This window comes from Micromonospora sp. CNZ297 (assembly GCF_007827625.1).
Genome location: NZ_VISU01000005.1, coordinates 316817 through 331685, shown reverse-complemented (window position 1 = coordinate 331685; position 14869 = coordinate 316817). Strand labels below are relative to the sequence as shown.

At 72.6% G+C, this 14869-nt stretch carries 11 protein-coding genes; 3 read left to right on the top strand and 8 right to left on the bottom strand.

Annotated elements, in window-relative coordinates:
* Window positions 1-72 precede the first annotated feature (72 nt).
* A complete protein-coding gene (locus FB454_RS12635) occupies window positions 73-1281 on the top strand; it encodes an amino acid deaminase/aldolase (RefSeq protein WP_145822972.1) in 1209 nt (402 codons plus the stop codon).
* An 80-nt stretch (window positions 1282-1361) separates the two neighbouring features.
* On the opposite strand, the gene FB454_RS12630 is transcribed toward FB454_RS12635, so the two are convergent.
* Entirely contained in the window at window positions 1362-1937 is a 576-nt protein-coding gene (locus FB454_RS12630; protein WP_030274442.1) for a TetR/AcrR family transcriptional regulator, read from the bottom strand.
* 219 nt (window positions 1938-2156) lie between these two features.
* Between FB454_RS12630 and FB454_RS12625 the strand changes: the two genes are divergently transcribed.
* The gene (locus FB454_RS12625) at window positions 2157-3473 is read left to right on the top strand and encodes a D-arabinono-1,4-lactone oxidase (RefSeq protein ID WP_041798765.1); all 1317 of its coding nucleotides are present in this window, start codon (window positions 2157-2159) and stop codon (window positions 3471-3473) included.
* Window positions 3474-3533: 60 nt separating this feature from the next.
* On the opposite strand, the gene FB454_RS12620 is transcribed toward FB454_RS12625, so the two are convergent.
* The 7 genes from FB454_RS12620 to FB454_RS12590 all read right to left on the bottom strand — a co-directional run bounded on the left by FB454_RS12620 (window position 3534) and on the right by FB454_RS12590 (window position 12367).
* Window positions 3534-4487: a DUF559 domain-containing protein gene (locus FB454_RS12620; protein WP_486485413.1), complete on the bottom strand. Its 954-nt coding sequence runs from the start codon at window positions 4485-4487 to the stop codon at window positions 3534-3536.
* Window positions 4488-4587: 100 nt separating this feature from the next.
* On the bottom strand, window positions 4588-7398 hold the full coding sequence (topA, locus tag FB454_RS12615) for a type I DNA topoisomerase (RefSeq protein WP_145822971.1): 2811 nt from the start codon (window positions 7396-7398) through the stop codon (window positions 4588-4590).
* Between the two features lie 268 nt (window positions 7399-7666).
* On the bottom strand, window positions 7667-8275 hold the full coding sequence (locus tag FB454_RS12610; RefSeq protein WP_030274448.1) for a hypothetical protein: 609 nt from the start codon (window positions 8273-8275) through the stop codon (window positions 7667-7669).
* Entirely contained in the window at window positions 8266-8808 is a 543-nt protein-coding gene (locus FB454_RS12605; RefSeq protein WP_013283652.1) for a hypothetical protein, read from the bottom strand. Before FB454_RS12605 ends, FB454_RS12610 begins: the two co-directional genes overlap by 10 nt.
* A 101-nt stretch (window positions 8809-8909) precedes the next feature.
* Window positions 8910-11258 (bottom strand): sodium-translocating pyrophosphatase, encoded by a 2349-nt coding sequence (locus FB454_RS12600; RefSeq protein WP_013283651.1) that lies wholly within the window; start codon window positions 11256-11258, stop codon window positions 8910-8912.
* 321 nt (window positions 11259-11579) lie between these two features.
* Entirely contained in the window at window positions 11580-12017 is a 438-nt protein-coding gene (locus FB454_RS12595; RefSeq protein ID WP_145822970.1) for an ATP-binding protein, read from the bottom strand.
* Entirely contained in the window at window positions 12017-12367 is a 351-nt protein-coding gene (locus FB454_RS12590) for an STAS domain-containing protein (protein WP_013283649.1), read from the bottom strand. The genes FB454_RS12595 and FB454_RS12590 overlap by 1 nt, the downstream gene beginning before the upstream one ends.
* A 91-nt stretch (window positions 12368-12458) precedes the next feature.
* Here FB454_RS12590 and FB454_RS12585 point away from each other — a divergent pair.
* Window positions 12459-14869 (top strand): DEAD/DEAH box helicase (locus tag FB454_RS12585; RefSeq protein WP_145822994.1); only part of this gene is annotated, 2411 nt, incomplete at its 3' end.

The following is a 14869-nucleotide window of genomic DNA, read 5'->3' as shown; positions in this document are numbered from 1 at the left end:
GGGACCACCGCCCGCAGCCCGGACAGACGCGAGGGTATTTCGCATTGCCGTCCAGACAGTTAGCGTGCAGACGTGGCCATCGACCGTGACAAAACTCGCGATCGTCTCGACCGGGCGACCGCTCACCTCGACCCGCCGTACGCGGTGGTCGACCTCACCGCGTTCGACGCCAACGCCGAGGCGCTCGCCGGCCGGTCCGGCGGCAAGCCCCTGCGCGTGGCGAGCAAGTCGGTACGCGTCCGCGAGCTGCTGACCCGGGCGCTCAAGCGGCCCGAATGGCACGGCGTGATGGCCTTCACGCTGCCCGAGGCGCTGTGGCTGGTCCGCTCCGGGGTCAGCGACGACGTGCTCGTGGCGTACCCGACGGCCCACCGGGGCGGCCTCGCCGAACTGGCCGCCGACCCGGCGCTCGCCGACGCGGTGACCTTGATGATCGACGACACCGCACAGCTCGACCTGATCGACCGGGTGTGCCCGCCCGCACGCCGCCCCGCGCTGCGGATCTGCCTCGACCTGGACGCCTCCTGGCGCCCGCTGGGCGGCCGGGTGCACGTCGGCGTGCGCCGCTCCCCGGTGCACAGCGCCACGGCGGCCGGCGCGCTCGCCGCCGCCGTCGCCGGGCGGCCGGGCTTCCGTCTGGTCGGTCTGATGTCGTACGAGGCACAGATCGCCGGCCTCGGCGACGCGCCGCCCGGACAGGCGATGCTCGGCTCGGCGATCCGGGTCGCGCAGCGCGGCTCGTACCGGGAACTGCTGGCACGCCGCTCGGCCGCGGTCGGTGCGGTACGCGAGCACGCCGACCTGGAGTTCGTCAACGGCGGCGGCACCGGCAGCGTGGCCGCCACCAGCGCGGACCCCGCCGTCACCGAGGTCACCGCGGGCTCCGGCCTGTACGGGCCGACGCTGTTCGACGCGTACCGTGCCTGGCAGCCGACCCCGGCGGCGTTCTTCGCCTGCGCGGTGGTCCGCCGCCCGGCGCCCGGGCTGGCGACGGTGCTCGGCGGCGGCTGGATCGCCTCCGGCCCGGCGGCGGACAGCCGGCTGCCGCGGCCGTGGCTGCCGGAGGGGTTGAAGCTGCTCGGCGCGGAGGGCGCCGGCGAGGTGCAGACCCCGCTGGCCGGGGAGGCCGCCGACGGCCTGCGCGTCGGCGACCGGGTGTGGTTCCGCCACGCCAAGGCGGGCGAGCTGTGCGAGCACGTCAACGAGGTGCACCTGGTCGAGGGGGACGCGGTGGTCGCCACCGTGCCGACCTACCGGGGCGAGGGGCACGCCTTCCTCTGAGCCGCCCCGCGGCTCTGCCCCACCGCCGTGACGACGGCGGGCCCCGGCGCACTCTCAGAACCCGCCGTTCAACGTGCCGCTCAACCCTGGTGGACGGCCTCCGTGGGGGCGTTCACCTGCCGGTGCAGGTACTCCCGGATGAGCGCCTTCGCCTCGACCAGCACCCGCTCGTCGCCGTCGGTGCGGCGACGGAAGGCCAGCTTGATCAGGGCATCAGCGGCCTCCACCGCGACCTCCAGGTGGAACCGCAGGTCGGGCACCCCGGCCAGGCCGAAACGCTCGGTGAGTACGCGGGCGAGCTGCTCCGCGATGACTCCGTTGTTGTCCCGCTGGTCGTCCAGCAGGTGCAGGTCGACCACGTCGCCGAAGTGCAGGGTACGGAAGCCGGGAACGGTGCGGTGCATCGAGATGTACTCGTCGATCGCCGCGTCGACGCCGTCCCACCAGTGGGTCAGGTCGTCCGAGGAGAACCGCTCGTCGAGCCGCTGGAGGTAGGACTCCATGGTGCGCAGGGTCAGCGCCTGCACGATCGCCCGTTTGTCCGGAAAGAACTGGTAGACCGACCCGATCGCCACCTCGGCACGCTCGGCGAGCAGGGTCGTGGTCAGCCCTTCGTACCCCACCTCGTCGACGAGCTCGGCGCAGGCGTCCAGCATCCGCTGGACCCGCGCGACACTTCGACCCTGCACCGGTACCCGACGCAGCGGCCCGGTCGTGGCGGCTGGTGTGGACACTCGGCGCCACCCCCCTTCGACGGATGAACATATCTGCACGTCACGAGTCTGTGACTACCGGTACAACGAGCCGGGCTCGATTGCGGTATTTACCAGGCACAACGTTCCTGATATGAATTCAGTTCATATTCATGTCGAGGAGTGGCCGCGATGACCGGTACCACCGCCACCTGGTCCAACTGGGCCGGCAACCAGCACAGCACCGCGCTCCTCACCGTGCGCCCGCATAGCGTCTCCGACGTGGCCGAGGCGGTGCGCCAGGCCGCCGCGGCGGGCCGGACCGTCCGGGCCACCGGCAGCGGCCACTCCTTCACCGCCACCGCCGTCGCCGACGGGCACCGGATCGACCTCGCCGCGCTGGAGACGGACGTCACAGTCGATGTGGCGCGCCGCCTGGTCACCGTACCGGCCGGGATGACGTTGCACACGCTCAACGAACTGCTCGCCGGGCACGGCCTCGCCATGCCGAACCTGGGCGACATCGACGCCCAGACCATCGCCGGTGCGCTGTCGACAGGCACCCACGGCACCGGGGCGAAACTGGGCTGCCTGTCCACCTTCGTGGTCGGGCTGACGCTCGTCACCGGCACCGGCGAGGTGCTGCGCTGCTCGGCCGAGGAGAACCGCGACGTCTTCGACGCCGCCCGGGTCGGGCTCGGCGCCGTCGGCGTGCTGGTCGAGGTCACGCTGCGCTGCGTGGACGCCTTCGTGCTGCGCGCGCACGAACGCCCGGCCCCGCTCGCCGAGGTGCTCGACGACCTGCCCGGCCTGTACGACGCGCACGACCACGCCGAGTTCTACTGGTTCCCCTACACCGACCGGGTGCAGGTCAAGACGAACGACCGGGTACCCGCCGACGACCGGCCGCTGCCCCGCTGGCGCGGCTGGCTGGACGACGAGTTCCTCTCCAACACCGTCTTCGCCGGCGCCTGCCGCCTCGGCCGCGCCGTACCCGCCCTCGCACCCCGGATCAGCGCCGTCTCCGCCCGCGCGCTCACCGAACGCACCTACACCGGCCGCTCCGACCGGGTGTTCTGCACACCGCGCCGGGTCCGCTTCGTGGAGATGGAGTACGGCCTGCCACGCGAGGCGCTGCCCACCGCGCTGGCCGAGCTGCGCCGGATCGTGGACCGGCTGCCGTTCAAGGTGCTGTTCCCGGTCGAGGTGCGGTTCACCGCCGCCGACGACATCTGGCTGTCCCACTCGTACGGGCGGGACTCGGCGTACATCGCCGTGCACCAGTACGTGGGCATGCCGTACGAGCCGTACTTCCGCGCGTTCGAGCAGGTGGCGACCGAGTTGGGTGGCCGGCCGCACTGGGGCAAGCTGCACTGGCGCACCGCCGAGTCCCTCGCGAGCGCCTACCCGAGATTCGCCGACTTCCAGTCCGTCCGCGCCCGCCTCGACCCCCACAACCTTTTCCAGAACCCCTACCTGACCCAGGTCCTGGGCGCTTGAGGATCTTGGAAGGAAAGGGCCCTTATCGGGGCCGTTTCCTTCCAAGATCTCGGCTGGCGGTCACCCCGGCCAGCCGGCCGCCCGCAGGGCGGCGCGGAGTTGGGCGATCACCTCTTCGGGATGGGCGCGCAGGACCCAGGCGGGGAACCGGAGAACACCGTCGCCCTCGACCCACAGGTCGTTCTGCCGCCGCATGTCCGCCCAGGCGTGTGCCGGATCGAGATGCTGCCCGCCGTCCACCTCGACGTGCACGCGCCACTGCTCGAAGTACGCGTCGAGGTAGCGCCGCCGGCCGGCGGAATCCCGGCGGACCACCTGACGGCTCGGTTCGGGCAGGCCGGCACGGCGGACGAGACCGAGCAGGTCGAGTTCGCCCAGGGAGTGCGCACCCCCGGCCGCATCCGTGGCGGTGGACAGGATCAGCCGTCGTCGGCGGATCCGGGGCATCCGCTCCACCACCTCGTGCACGTCGTCGCCACCCACCAGCCGCTGCTGGAAGGCAGCCGCGACGATCGCACGGGCCCCGGTGTCGGTCGGTGCCCACTGCGCGGCGTCGACGATCGACCGGGCCGCCGCCGTCCGGGGCGGCGCCGCGACCGGCACCACGTCGGAATCGGGCAGGTGGGTCGTCCGGTGCGCCAGCACACCGGCCGGTAGCGGTGATCGACGGGTCGTGGCTGGCAGAAGCAGGTGGACCACCCGTTCCGGGAAGCCACGCAGCCCGCCCACCTGAGCCGCAGTCATGCCGCCCAGCAGCGCGGTGGGCCCGGCCGCCAGCACCGCGATCCACCGGAGTTGCGCGAGACCGACCGGGCCGTTGTGCGCGACGAGAACCGCGCGATGCGCCTGTCGCCACCGGCCGGTCGTCACCCGGTGGCGGATCGCCCTACGCGTGAGATGCGCTCGTGCCTGCTGAAGGCTGAGCACGTCCTCCTGCCGGAAGAGCAGCCAGGTCAGTTCGTCCGCGTCATCCGACGGCAGCGCCCGCCGCATCCCCGCCCAGGAGTTCCCCACCCACCCACGGTGCCCCCGACGCGGCCCTTCCGCCGCCCCTGTGGACAACCACCAGATCTTGGAAGGAAACGGCCTCCATGAGGGCCTTTTCCTTCCAAGATCACTCGTTCGGGGTTGAGGTCGCCTTCTTGGGGGCGGCCTTCTTCGCGGGAGCCTTCTTGGCGGCCGTGGTCTTCTTGGCCGCCGTGGTCTTCTTCGCCGCCGTTGCCTTCTTGGCCGGGGCGGCCTTCTTCGCTGCCTTCTTCTTCGGCGCCGGGCCCTTCGCGCGCTTCTCGGCCAGCATCTCCGACGCCTGCTCCAGCGTCAGCTCCTCCGGCGTCTGCCCGCGCCGCAGCGACGCGTTGAACTCGCCGTCGGTCACGTACGGCCCGAAGCGCCCGTCCTTGATCACCAGCGGCTTCTCGGTGAGCGGGTCGTTGCCCATCTCCCGCAGCGGCGGCGCGGCGGCCCGGCGCTGACGCGTCTTCGGGGCGGCCAGCAACGCCAGCGCCTCGTCCAGCGTGACTGTGAACATCTTGTCTTCCGAGTCCAGCGAGCGGAACTCGTCACCGCGCTTGACGTACGGGCCGTAGCGGCCGTTGTTGGCGAACACCTCGACGCCGTCCGGGGCCACGCCGATCAGCCGGGGCAGGCGCAGCAGCTGCAACGCCTGCTCCAGGGTGAGGCTGTCCGGCGTCTGCGAGCGCAGCAGCGAGGACTTGCGCTCGCCGCTCGCCACGTACGGGCCGAACCGGCCGGACTTGAGCACGATCGGCTCGCCGGTCGACGGGTCGTCGCCGAGCTTGCGCTCACCGCCGCCGCCGAGGAACAGCTCGTGCACCTTCTCCGGGGTCAGCTCGTCCGGCGCCAGGCCCTCCGGGATCGGCGCCCGGTCGCCCTGCGAGCCGCTCTCCTCGCCCTCACCCGAGGCCGCCGGCGTCGGCGCCTGCTGCTCGCCGGGCAGCGCCCGCTGGAGGTACGGCCCGTACCGGCCGACCCGGACGACGACCTCGCGGCCCTCGTCGTCGGTGAACAGCGGGATGGAGTTGACGCTGCGCGCGTCGATCTCGCTGAGGTTCTCCGTGACCAGCTTCTTGAGCCCGCCCGCGTGGGCGATGGCCTGGTCGCCGGTGCCGTTGGTGCTGCCGAAGTAGAAGGAGGTGAGGAAGTCGACGGCGGCGTGGTCACCACCGGCGATCTCGTCCAGCTCGTTCTCCATGCTGGCGGTGAAGTCGTAGTCGATCAGTCGCGGGTAGTGCCGCTCCATCAGCCCGATCACCGCGAACGCCAGGAACGACGGGATCATGGCCTGGCCGCGCTTCACCACGTACCCGCGGTCCTGGATCGTCTGCATGATCGACGCGTACGTGGAGGGCCGGCCGATGCCCAGCTCTTCGAGGGCCTTGACCAGCGACGCCTCGGTGTAGCGGGCGGGCGGCTGGGTGTGGTGGCCCTGCGCGGCCAGCTCGTCGGCGGTCAGCGGCTGGTCCTTGACCAGCGTGGGCAGCCGCCGCTCGGCGTCCTCGGCCTCGGCGTTCTCGTCGTCGCTCGACTCGACGTACGCGCGCAGGAAGCCCGGGTCGGTGATGGTCTTGCCGGTCGCGCCGAAGTCGGCCTCCTCCTGGGCGGAGGAGACGGCGCGGATGCGCACCGACACGCTGGAGCCGACCGCGTCGGTCATCTGCGAGGCGATGGTGCGCCGCCAGATCAGCTCGTAGAGCTTGAACTCCTCGGCGGACAGCTCCTTGGCCACCTCGCCCGGGGTGCGGAAGTTGTCGCCGGCGGGGCGGATCGCCTCGTGCGCCTCCTGGGCGTTCTTCACCTTGCCGGTGTAGCGGCGCGGCTCCGGCGGCACGCTGCGCTCGCCGTACAGCTCGACGATCTGCCGGCGGGCCGCCGTGATGGCCGTCTCGGACAGGTTCACCGAGTCGGTACGCATGTAGGTGATGTAGCCGTTCTCGTACAGGCGCTGCGCGGTGCGCATCGTCTGCTGCGACGAGAACCGCATCTTGCGGGCCGCCTCCTGCTGGAGCGTGGAGGTGATGAACGGCGCGTACGGGCGGCGGCGGTAGGGCTTCTCCTCGACCCGGGTGACGGTGAACGGCTGGTCGGCCAGGCGGGCCGCCAGCCCTCGGGCCCCGCCCTCGTCGAGGTGGACGACACCCGCACCGGCGCGAACGCGACCCGTGGTCGGCTCGAAGTCCTTGCCGGTGGCGATCCGGTCACCGTTGAGCGCGACGAGCGTGGCGTTGAACGTCCGCGGGCCCTCGCCCGGCTTCGCCACGGCGAGCGTGGCCAGGATGTCCCAGTACTCGGCGGTGCGGAACGCCATCCGCTGGCGCTCCCGCTCGACCACGATGCGCGTCGCCACCGACTGCACCCGGCCCGCCGACAGCTTCGGCATGACCTTCTTCCACAGCACGGGCGAGACCTCGTAGCCGTAGAGGCGGTCGAGGATGCGCCGCGCCTCCTGGGCGTCGACCAGGTCGCGGTCGATCTCCCGGGGGTTCGCCACGGCGGCCTGGATGGCCGGCTTGGTGATCTCGTGGAAGACCATCCGCTTGACCGGCACCTTGGGCTTGAGCGTCTCCACCAGGTGCCAGGCGATGGCCTCGCCCTCGCGGTCCTCATCCGTCGCCAGGAAGATCTCGTCGACCTCCTTGGCCAGCTTCACCAGCTTGCTGATCTGCTGCTTACGGTCGGGCGACACAACGTAGAGGGCGTGGAAGCCGTTGTCGACGTCGACGCCGAGGCGCGCCCAGGGCTCACCCTTGTACTTCGCCGGGACGTCGGCGGCGTTGCGGGGCAGGTCCCGGACGTGGCCGAAGCTGGCCTCCACGACGTACCCCGGGCCGAGGTAGCCCGAGATCGTCTTGGCCTTCGCCGGTGACTCGACGATGACCAGACGGGTGGTTCCAGCGTTGCTCGGCACGTCTCTCCCCGACCTCACTCCTACGCCATGCCCGCTTCGGGCCGTGTTGCGCCACCCGGACCACAGGCGGTCCGGATGTCCAACGTAACGCGCCGTCCGCGTTCCGGGTTTCGTGGGCGGCAAACGGGCCGCCCTCCCGGCGACCGCCGGCCGCACCCTGCCGGACGGCGTCACGGTACACCGTGGGTAGGGCGACAGGCGGGTCACTGTGACGATCGCGTACCCCCGGCGGAGCCCTCCCCGGGTGTCCGGCTTCGGACAGCGGCGGTCAGCCCCGGGAGCCCGGCCAGTCCGCCACCGGCGCCGTCGCCGGCCGTTCCCCCACCAGCTCGGCGAGCCGCGACATCCGCCGCCCGCCGATCCGGAACGCGGGCCCGCCCTCGTCCGGCTCCACGAACGCGGCCGGCAGGCCGACCGCCGCCAGCGCGGCGCGGACCACCGGCCAGGACGGCTCGTCGGCCGGTCCGAGCCGCAGCCGGAATCCGGCCGGCTCGGCCGTGCCGGCGGCGGCCGCCCAGAGCCGCAGCCGCCGCCCGTCCAGGTGGAAGCGGGCCGGTGGCCGCTTCGCCGCGCCGCGCAGCCAGGCCCGCGCGAGCGGCGCCAGCATGCTCGTGTACGCGGTGCGCACCCGGTGCCGCCCGTCCTCGGTCGGCTCCCAGCTCGCCGGCACACCCCGGGCGCCCAGCTCGGCCACCAGCACGTGCACCCGCCAGGCGGCGTCGACCACCACGGAGATCCGGGCCGTGCCGCCCATCCGCCCCACCTCACCCGGCCCGGCGAGCAGGCCGGCGAGGTCCGCCAGCGCGGGATCGGCCGCCTCGGTGGAGAACAGCGAGGGCTGGCGGGCCGGTTTCGGGGTGGGAGGGGTCAGCGACACTCCGGGACCTCGTCGAAGGCCTCTTTCAGCTCGGTCGAGTTGAGTTTGCTGGTGTCCAGCGCGCTCGCGTCGTACTCCTTGTTGAGCGTGTCCACGGCGGCGCGCACGCCGTCGTAGAACGGACCGGCCTGGGCGGTGTCGAGCCGGTCGATGGCGGACCGGGCCCGGCCGTACGCGTCACGCATCTTGCTCAGCGACCCCAGGAACCCGGCGGACACCTCGGCGCCGCGTTCGGCCTCGGGCACGCCCGCCTCCTCGACCTTGCGCCGGGCCGTCTCGCTGGCCTGCTCGGCACCGGCGAAGAGCCGGACCAGGTTCTCCTTGGCCTGCGCCGGGGTGGTCTGCGCGGTCATCTGCTGCTGCGTGCTGCTGGTCAGTTTGGAGATCTCCGCGCGCCACGGGGTGAGCGCCTGGCACACCGACGCGGCCCAGACCCGGGGGTTGGGACCGCCGCCGCACCCGGCGACCACGAGGACCAGCGTGGCCAGGACCACCGTGAGCTTTCCGGCGGTTGCCGCCCGGCGCGTACGCATGCGATGCAGCGTACGACCTCCGGGCGGAACCGCCACCGGTCAGGTTTGCCGGGCACGGGGCTCCCGGCCGGCCGGGGCCGGCCGGGAACCGTCGCGTGCGATCAGGCGTTCACCGTCTCCGGACGCTGGTCCGGGGTGCCGGCCCCGCTGTCCTCGTCGGTCATCGCCACACCCTTGCGCTTGCTGAACACCACTGCGGCCGCGATGATCAGCGCGGCCACCACGGCGATCGTGATGCGCAGCGCCGGGTTCTTGTCGTCGCCCACGCTCCAGGCCACCACGGCCGGGGCGATCAGCAGCGAGACCAGGTTCATCACCTTGATCAGCGGGTTGATCGCCGGGCCGGCGGTGTCCTTGAACGGGTCACCGACGGTGTCGCCGATGACGGTGGCGGAGTGCGCGTCGGAGCCCTTGCCGCCGTACGCGCCGTCCTCCACCAGCTTCTTGGCGTTGTCCCAGGCGCCACCGGAGTTGGCCAGGAACACCGCCATCAGCGTGCCCGCGCCGATCGCGCCGGCCAGGTACGCGGCCAGCGCGCCCGGGCCGAGGCCGAAGCCGACAGCGATCGGGGCCAGGATGGCCAGCAGGCCGGGGGTCATCAGCTCGCGCTGCGCGTCCCGGGTGCAGATGTCCACGACCTTGCCGTACTCGGGCCGCTGGGTGCGGTCCATGATGCCGGGCAGCTCGCGGAACTGGCGGCGTACCTCCATCACCACGGCGCCGGCCGAGCGGGAGACCGCGTTGATGGCCAGGCCGGAGAAGAGGAAGACCACCGCCGCGCCGATGATCAGGCCGACCAGGTTGCGCGGGTTGGACACGTTGAGCGAGTTGAGGATCTCGGTGCCGACGTCGCCCACGCCCGCGTCCTCGTACGCCGAGCGCAGCGTGTCGGTGTACGAGCCGAACAGCGCGGTGGCGGCCAGCACCGCCGTGGCGATCGCGATGCCCTTGGTGATCGCCTTTGTGGTGTTGCCGACGGCGTCCAGCTCGGTGAGCGTCCGCGCGCCGTGCTCGTCGATGTCGCCGGACATCTCGGCCACGCCCTGCGCGTTGTCGGAGATCGGGCCGAACGTGTCCATCGCGACGATGACGCCGACGGTGGTGAGCAGGCCGGTGCCGGCCAGCGCGACCGCGAACAGGGACAGCGTGATCGAGCTGCCGCCGAGCAGGAACGCGCCGAAGACGCCGGCGCCGATCAGCAGCGCCGAGTAGACGGCTGACTCCAGGCCGACGCTGATGCCGGCGAGGATGACGGTGGCCGGGCCGGTCTGCGAGCTCTTGCCGATGTCCTGCACCGGGCGCCGGTTGGTCTCGGTGAAGTAGCCGGTCAGCGCCTGGATCGCGGCGGCCAGCACGATACCGATCACGACCGCGCCGATGGCGACCAGCCGCGGGTTGCGGTCGACGTCGGTCAGCCCGCCCTCCAGCTCGGCGAACGTGGCCGGCAGGTACGCGAACGCGGCGATCGCGACGAGCACCGCGGCGATCAGCGCGGACAGGTAGAAGGCCCGGTTGATCGCGGTCAGGCCGTTGCGGTCGCTGGCGCGCAGCCGGGTGATGAAGACGCCGACGATCGCGACCAGCACGCCGATGGTGGAGATGATCAGCGGGAAGACCAGGCCGGTCTCGCCGAACGCGGCCCGGCCGAGGATCAGCGCCGCGACGAGCGTGACCGCGTACGACTCGAACAGGTCGGCGGCCATGCCGGCGCAGTCGCCGACGTTGTCGCCCACGTTGTCGGCGATGGTGGCGGCGTTGCGCGGGTCGTCCTCCGGGATGCCCTGCTCGACCTTGCCGACCAGGTCGGCGCCGACGTCGGCGGCCTTGGTGAAGATGCCGCCGCCGACCCGCATGAACATGGCGAGCAGCGCGGCGCCGAAGCCGAAGCCCTCCAGCACGGTCGGGGCGTCACCCCGGAAGATCAGCACGACCAGCGCCGCACCGAACAGGCCGAGGCCGACGGTGAGGAAGCCGACCACGCCGCCGGTGCGGAAGGCGATCTTCATGGCGGCCTCGCGGCCGCCTTCCCGCTCCCGCGCGGCCGCTGCCACCCGCAGGTTGGCGCGGGTGGCCAGCCACATGCCGGCGCCGCCGATGAACGCGCTGAACAGCGCACCCACCACGAAGAACGCCGAGCGGCCGGCCTTCACCAGCGTTTCGTTGCCGTCGGTGTCGTGCACCGGCAGCAGGAAGAGCAGCACGACGGCGATCACCACGAAGATCGCCAGCGTGCGGAACTGCCGCAGCAGGTACGCCGACGCGCCCTCCTGCACCGCGCCGGAGATCTCCTGCATGTTGGTGGTTCCCTTACCGGCCGCCAGGACCGCCCTGGTGAGGGCGGCCGCGAAGACGAGCGCCACCAGCGCGATGACCGCGGCGATGACGACGTACGTCACGTTGGCTCCGGTAAGGGACAGTGCGCCGCCGTCGGCGGCCAAGGTCCCGGACATCTATGTCCTCCTGTACCGAACAACTCGCGCCGACCTGTGGAGACGCACGGGCCGACGCCTGGATGCGGACTCGCAAGCGCGCGCCGACCCACTCCGGCGGACCAGCGATGAACTCCCGTTCCCGCTGGCTACGGGACGGGATCACTTGCTGACAACCCGCGTACTGTAGCCCTCTGGCGTGGCGGAGGTCACACCGAGGGGGCACCGTGTCTCGATGATCTTCGTAACTGTGTTATGCGAAGAAATCTGATATATGGCGCGGCCAATACGACGAGGCCGCGCTCCCCCTTCGGGGAGCGCGGCCTGCGTGTGCGTTTCGGGTCAGGCGCGGCCGGTCGGCCAGGACATCCGTACCTCGGTGCCGACGCCGTCGTCGACCGGACGGACCTGGAGATCCTCCACGAAACCGGCGAGCAGCGCGAAGCCCACCCCGGTGGTGAGCGCGTCCTCGCTGAGCGACTCCTTGGCCAGCTCGTCCGGGCCGAGCGCGGCCAGGCCGAGGCCCGCCTCGATCGGGGCCCGGTCCACCACCCGGACCGTGTAGCCGCCGCCGTCGGACATCTCCACGTACACCGGGTCGGCCAGGCCGTACTGCCGGTGCAGCGCGACCGCCCGGGTGCACGCCTCACCGATGGCCAGGCGCACCTCGTCCAGCAGGTCCTCGCGTACGCCGGCCCGCCGGGCCACCGCGACGCCGACCAGGCGGGCGGTGCGCACGTGCACCGGGGCCGGAGAGAAGGACAGCTTGACGGTCGCCATCACGCGCCGGTGGAGTCGGCGGCGATGGCCGCGTCGACCGTCGGATGCAGCGGGAAGACCTGGTCCAGGGCGGTGATCCGGAAGATCTTGAGCAGCGGCTCCTTGTCGCAGACCAGCGCGAAGGAGCCACCGGCCGAGCGCAGCCGCTTGAGCGCGCCCACGAGCACACCCAGACCGGTCGAGTCGAGGAAGTCCACCCGGCCGAGGTCGACCACCACGTGGCGGGCCCCGCCGTCGATCAACTCCAGGAGCCTTTCCCGCAGGCGGGGGGCGGTGTAGACATCCACCTCACCACCGACCTCGAGCACCGTGTGCTCCCCCACGGCGCGGGTCGCCAGCGACAGCTCCATCGGTCCCTCCTCGGTAAACTCTCCTGGGCATCTAACCATCTCCCCGTGCGGCCCCCTCGGTCACCGGCCACGCCCTCCCCATACCCCCACCCTGCGGTTCCCAATTCCGAACACCAGTGCGAGAGTGCAGGACGTGACCGACCACAGCCCCGGCCCGCGGCGTGCGCCGGGCGAGCTGCTGCGCCGGCTGCGGCTGCGTCACCCCACCGACCCGGTCACCCACGTCGAACGCGTCCCGGCCCGCGCCGGCGAGCCCGTCGGGTGGCCCGGCTGGGCGCCGGAGGAACTGAGGGCGGCGTTCGCGCGGCGCGGCGTCACCGCCCCGTGGCGGCACCAGGCCGAGGCCGCCGAGCTGGCGTACGCGGGCCGGCACGTGGTGGTCGCCACCGGCACGGCGTCCGGCAAGTCCCTGGCGTACCAGCTTCCCGCGCTGAGCACGCTGCTCGCCGACCCGCGCGCCACCGTGCTCTACCTGGCGCCGACCAAGGCGCTCGCCGCCGACCAGCTCCGCGCCGTCGCCGGTCTCGAACTCGACGGGGTACGCCCCGCCACCTACGACGGGGACACGCCGCGCGCCGAACGGGAGTGGATCCGCCGGCACTCCCGGTTCGTGCTGACCAACCCGGACATGCTGCACCACGGCGTCCTGCCCGGGCACGCCCACTGGTCCGGGTTCCTGCGCCGGCTCGCGTACGTGGTGGTCGACGAGTGCCACACCTACCGGGGCGTCTTCGGCTCACACGTCGCGCACGTGCTGCGGCGGTTGCGGCGGCAGTGCGCGCGCTTCGGGCGTACCCCCGTCTTTCTGCTGGCCTCCGCCACGTCGGGTGACCCGGCGGCGGCGGCCGAGCGGCTCACCGGCCTGCCCGTCACCGCCGTCACCGAGGACACGTCGCCGCGCGGCGGGGTGACGTTCGCGCTCTGGGAGCCGCCACTGCTGCCGCCCACCGACTCGTCCGTCGACGCCGACCTCGTCCAGGTCCGGCGCTCCGCGCTGCGGGAGACCGCGGACCTGCTCGCCGACAGCGTGGTCGAGGGGGTACGCACGCTCGCGTTCGTGCGGTCCCGCCGGGGCGCCGAGGTGGTCGCGGCGAACGCCCGGCGGTCGCTCGACGAGGCCGTACCCGGGCTGGGCGACCGGGTTGCCGCCTACCGGGCCGGCTACCTGCGCGAGGAACGCCGCGAGCTGGAACGGGCGCTGCTGCACGGCGACCTGCTCGGGCTCGCCTCCACCAACGCGCTCGAACTCGGCGTCGACCTGGTCGGCCTGGACGCGGTGCTGATCTGCGGCTGGCCCGGCACCCGCGCGTCACTGTGGCAGCAGGCCGGGCGGGCCGGGCGCTCCGGCGACGAGGCGCTCGCCGTGCTGGTGGCCCGGGACGACCCGCTCGACACCTACCTGGTGCACCACCCGGAGGCGCTGTTCGGGCGGCCGGTCGAGGCGACGGTGCTCGACCCGGCCAACCCGTACGTGCTCGCGCCACAGCTCGCCTGCGCCGCCCACGAGTCCCCGCTCACCCCGGCCGACCTGGACCTGTTCGGTGAGGGCGCGAAGGAGGCGGTGGATTCGCTGGTCGAGGCGGGGGCGCTGCGGCAGCGGCCCACCGGCTGGTACTGGCGGCACCGGGAACGCCCCGAGGTCGACCTGCGCGGCGAGGGCGGCGCCCCGGTGTGCGTGGTGGAGGAGTCCACCGGCCGGCTACTCGGCACCGTCGACGGCGGGTCGGCGCACTTCCTGCTGCACACCGGCGCGGTCTACCTGCACCAGGGCGTCTCGTACGTGGTCGACTCGCTCGACCTGGCCGACGGGTGCGCGCTGGTGCACGCCGAGGAGCCGGACTGGTCCACCCACGCCCGCGATGTCACCTCGCTGTCGGTGGTGTCGGTCCGCTCGTACGTGGACGCCGGGCCGGTCGGGCTGTTCCTCGGCGAGGTGGACGTGACCAGCAAGGTGGTGTCGTACCAGCGGCGGCGCATCGCCACCGGCGAGGTGATCGACACCCGCCCGCTGGACCTGCCCGCGCGGGAGCTGCGCACCGTCGCGGTGTGGTTCACGCTCTCCCCCGAGTCGCTGACCGCCGCCGGTGTCGAGGCGGCTGACGTGCCGGGCGCGCTGCACGCCGCCGAGCACGCCGCCATCGGCCTGCTGCCGCTGATGGCGACGTGCGACAGGTGGGACATCGGCGGGCTGTCCACCGCCCTGCACCCGGACACCGAGGCACCCACCGTCTTCGTCTACGACGGTCACCCCGGCGGCGCGGGTTTCGCCGAGCGGGCGTACGGCACCGCCGCCGCCTGGCTGCGCGCCACCCGGGACGCGATCGCCGAGTGCGGGTGCGAGACCGGGTGCCCGTCGTGCGTCCAGTCCCCGAAGTGCGGCAACGGCAACAACCCGCTGGCCAAGGCGGAGGCGGTGAAGGTCCTCGACGTGGTGCTGACCAACCTCGCCACGGCCGGCGGCGAGGCGGCGGTGGCCGGCCCGGAGGCGGTGGCCGGCCCGGA

Excerpts from the sequence above, each read along its gene's own strand:
- FB454_RS12630 (WP_030274442.1), bottom strand. The coding sequence starts at position 1,937 with ATGCTGGACGCCTGCGCCGAGCTCGTCGACGAGGTGGGGTACGAAGGG.
- FB454_RS12590 (WP_013283649.1), bottom strand. The coding sequence starts at position 12,367 with ATGGAGCTGTCGCTGGCGACCCGCGCCGTGGGGGAGCACACGGTGCTC.
- FB454_RS12595 (WP_145822970.1), bottom strand. The coding sequence starts at position 12,017 with ATGGCGACCGTCAAGCTGTCCTTCTCTCCGGCCCCGGTGCACGTGCGC.
- FB454_RS12600 (WP_013283651.1), bottom strand. The coding sequence starts at position 11,258 with ATGTCCGGGACCTTGGCCGCCGACGGCGGCGCACTGTCCCTTACCGGA.
- FB454_RS12605 (WP_013283652.1), bottom strand. The coding sequence starts at position 8,808 with ATGCGTACGCGCCGGGCGGCAACCGCCGGAAAGCTCACGGTGGTCCTG.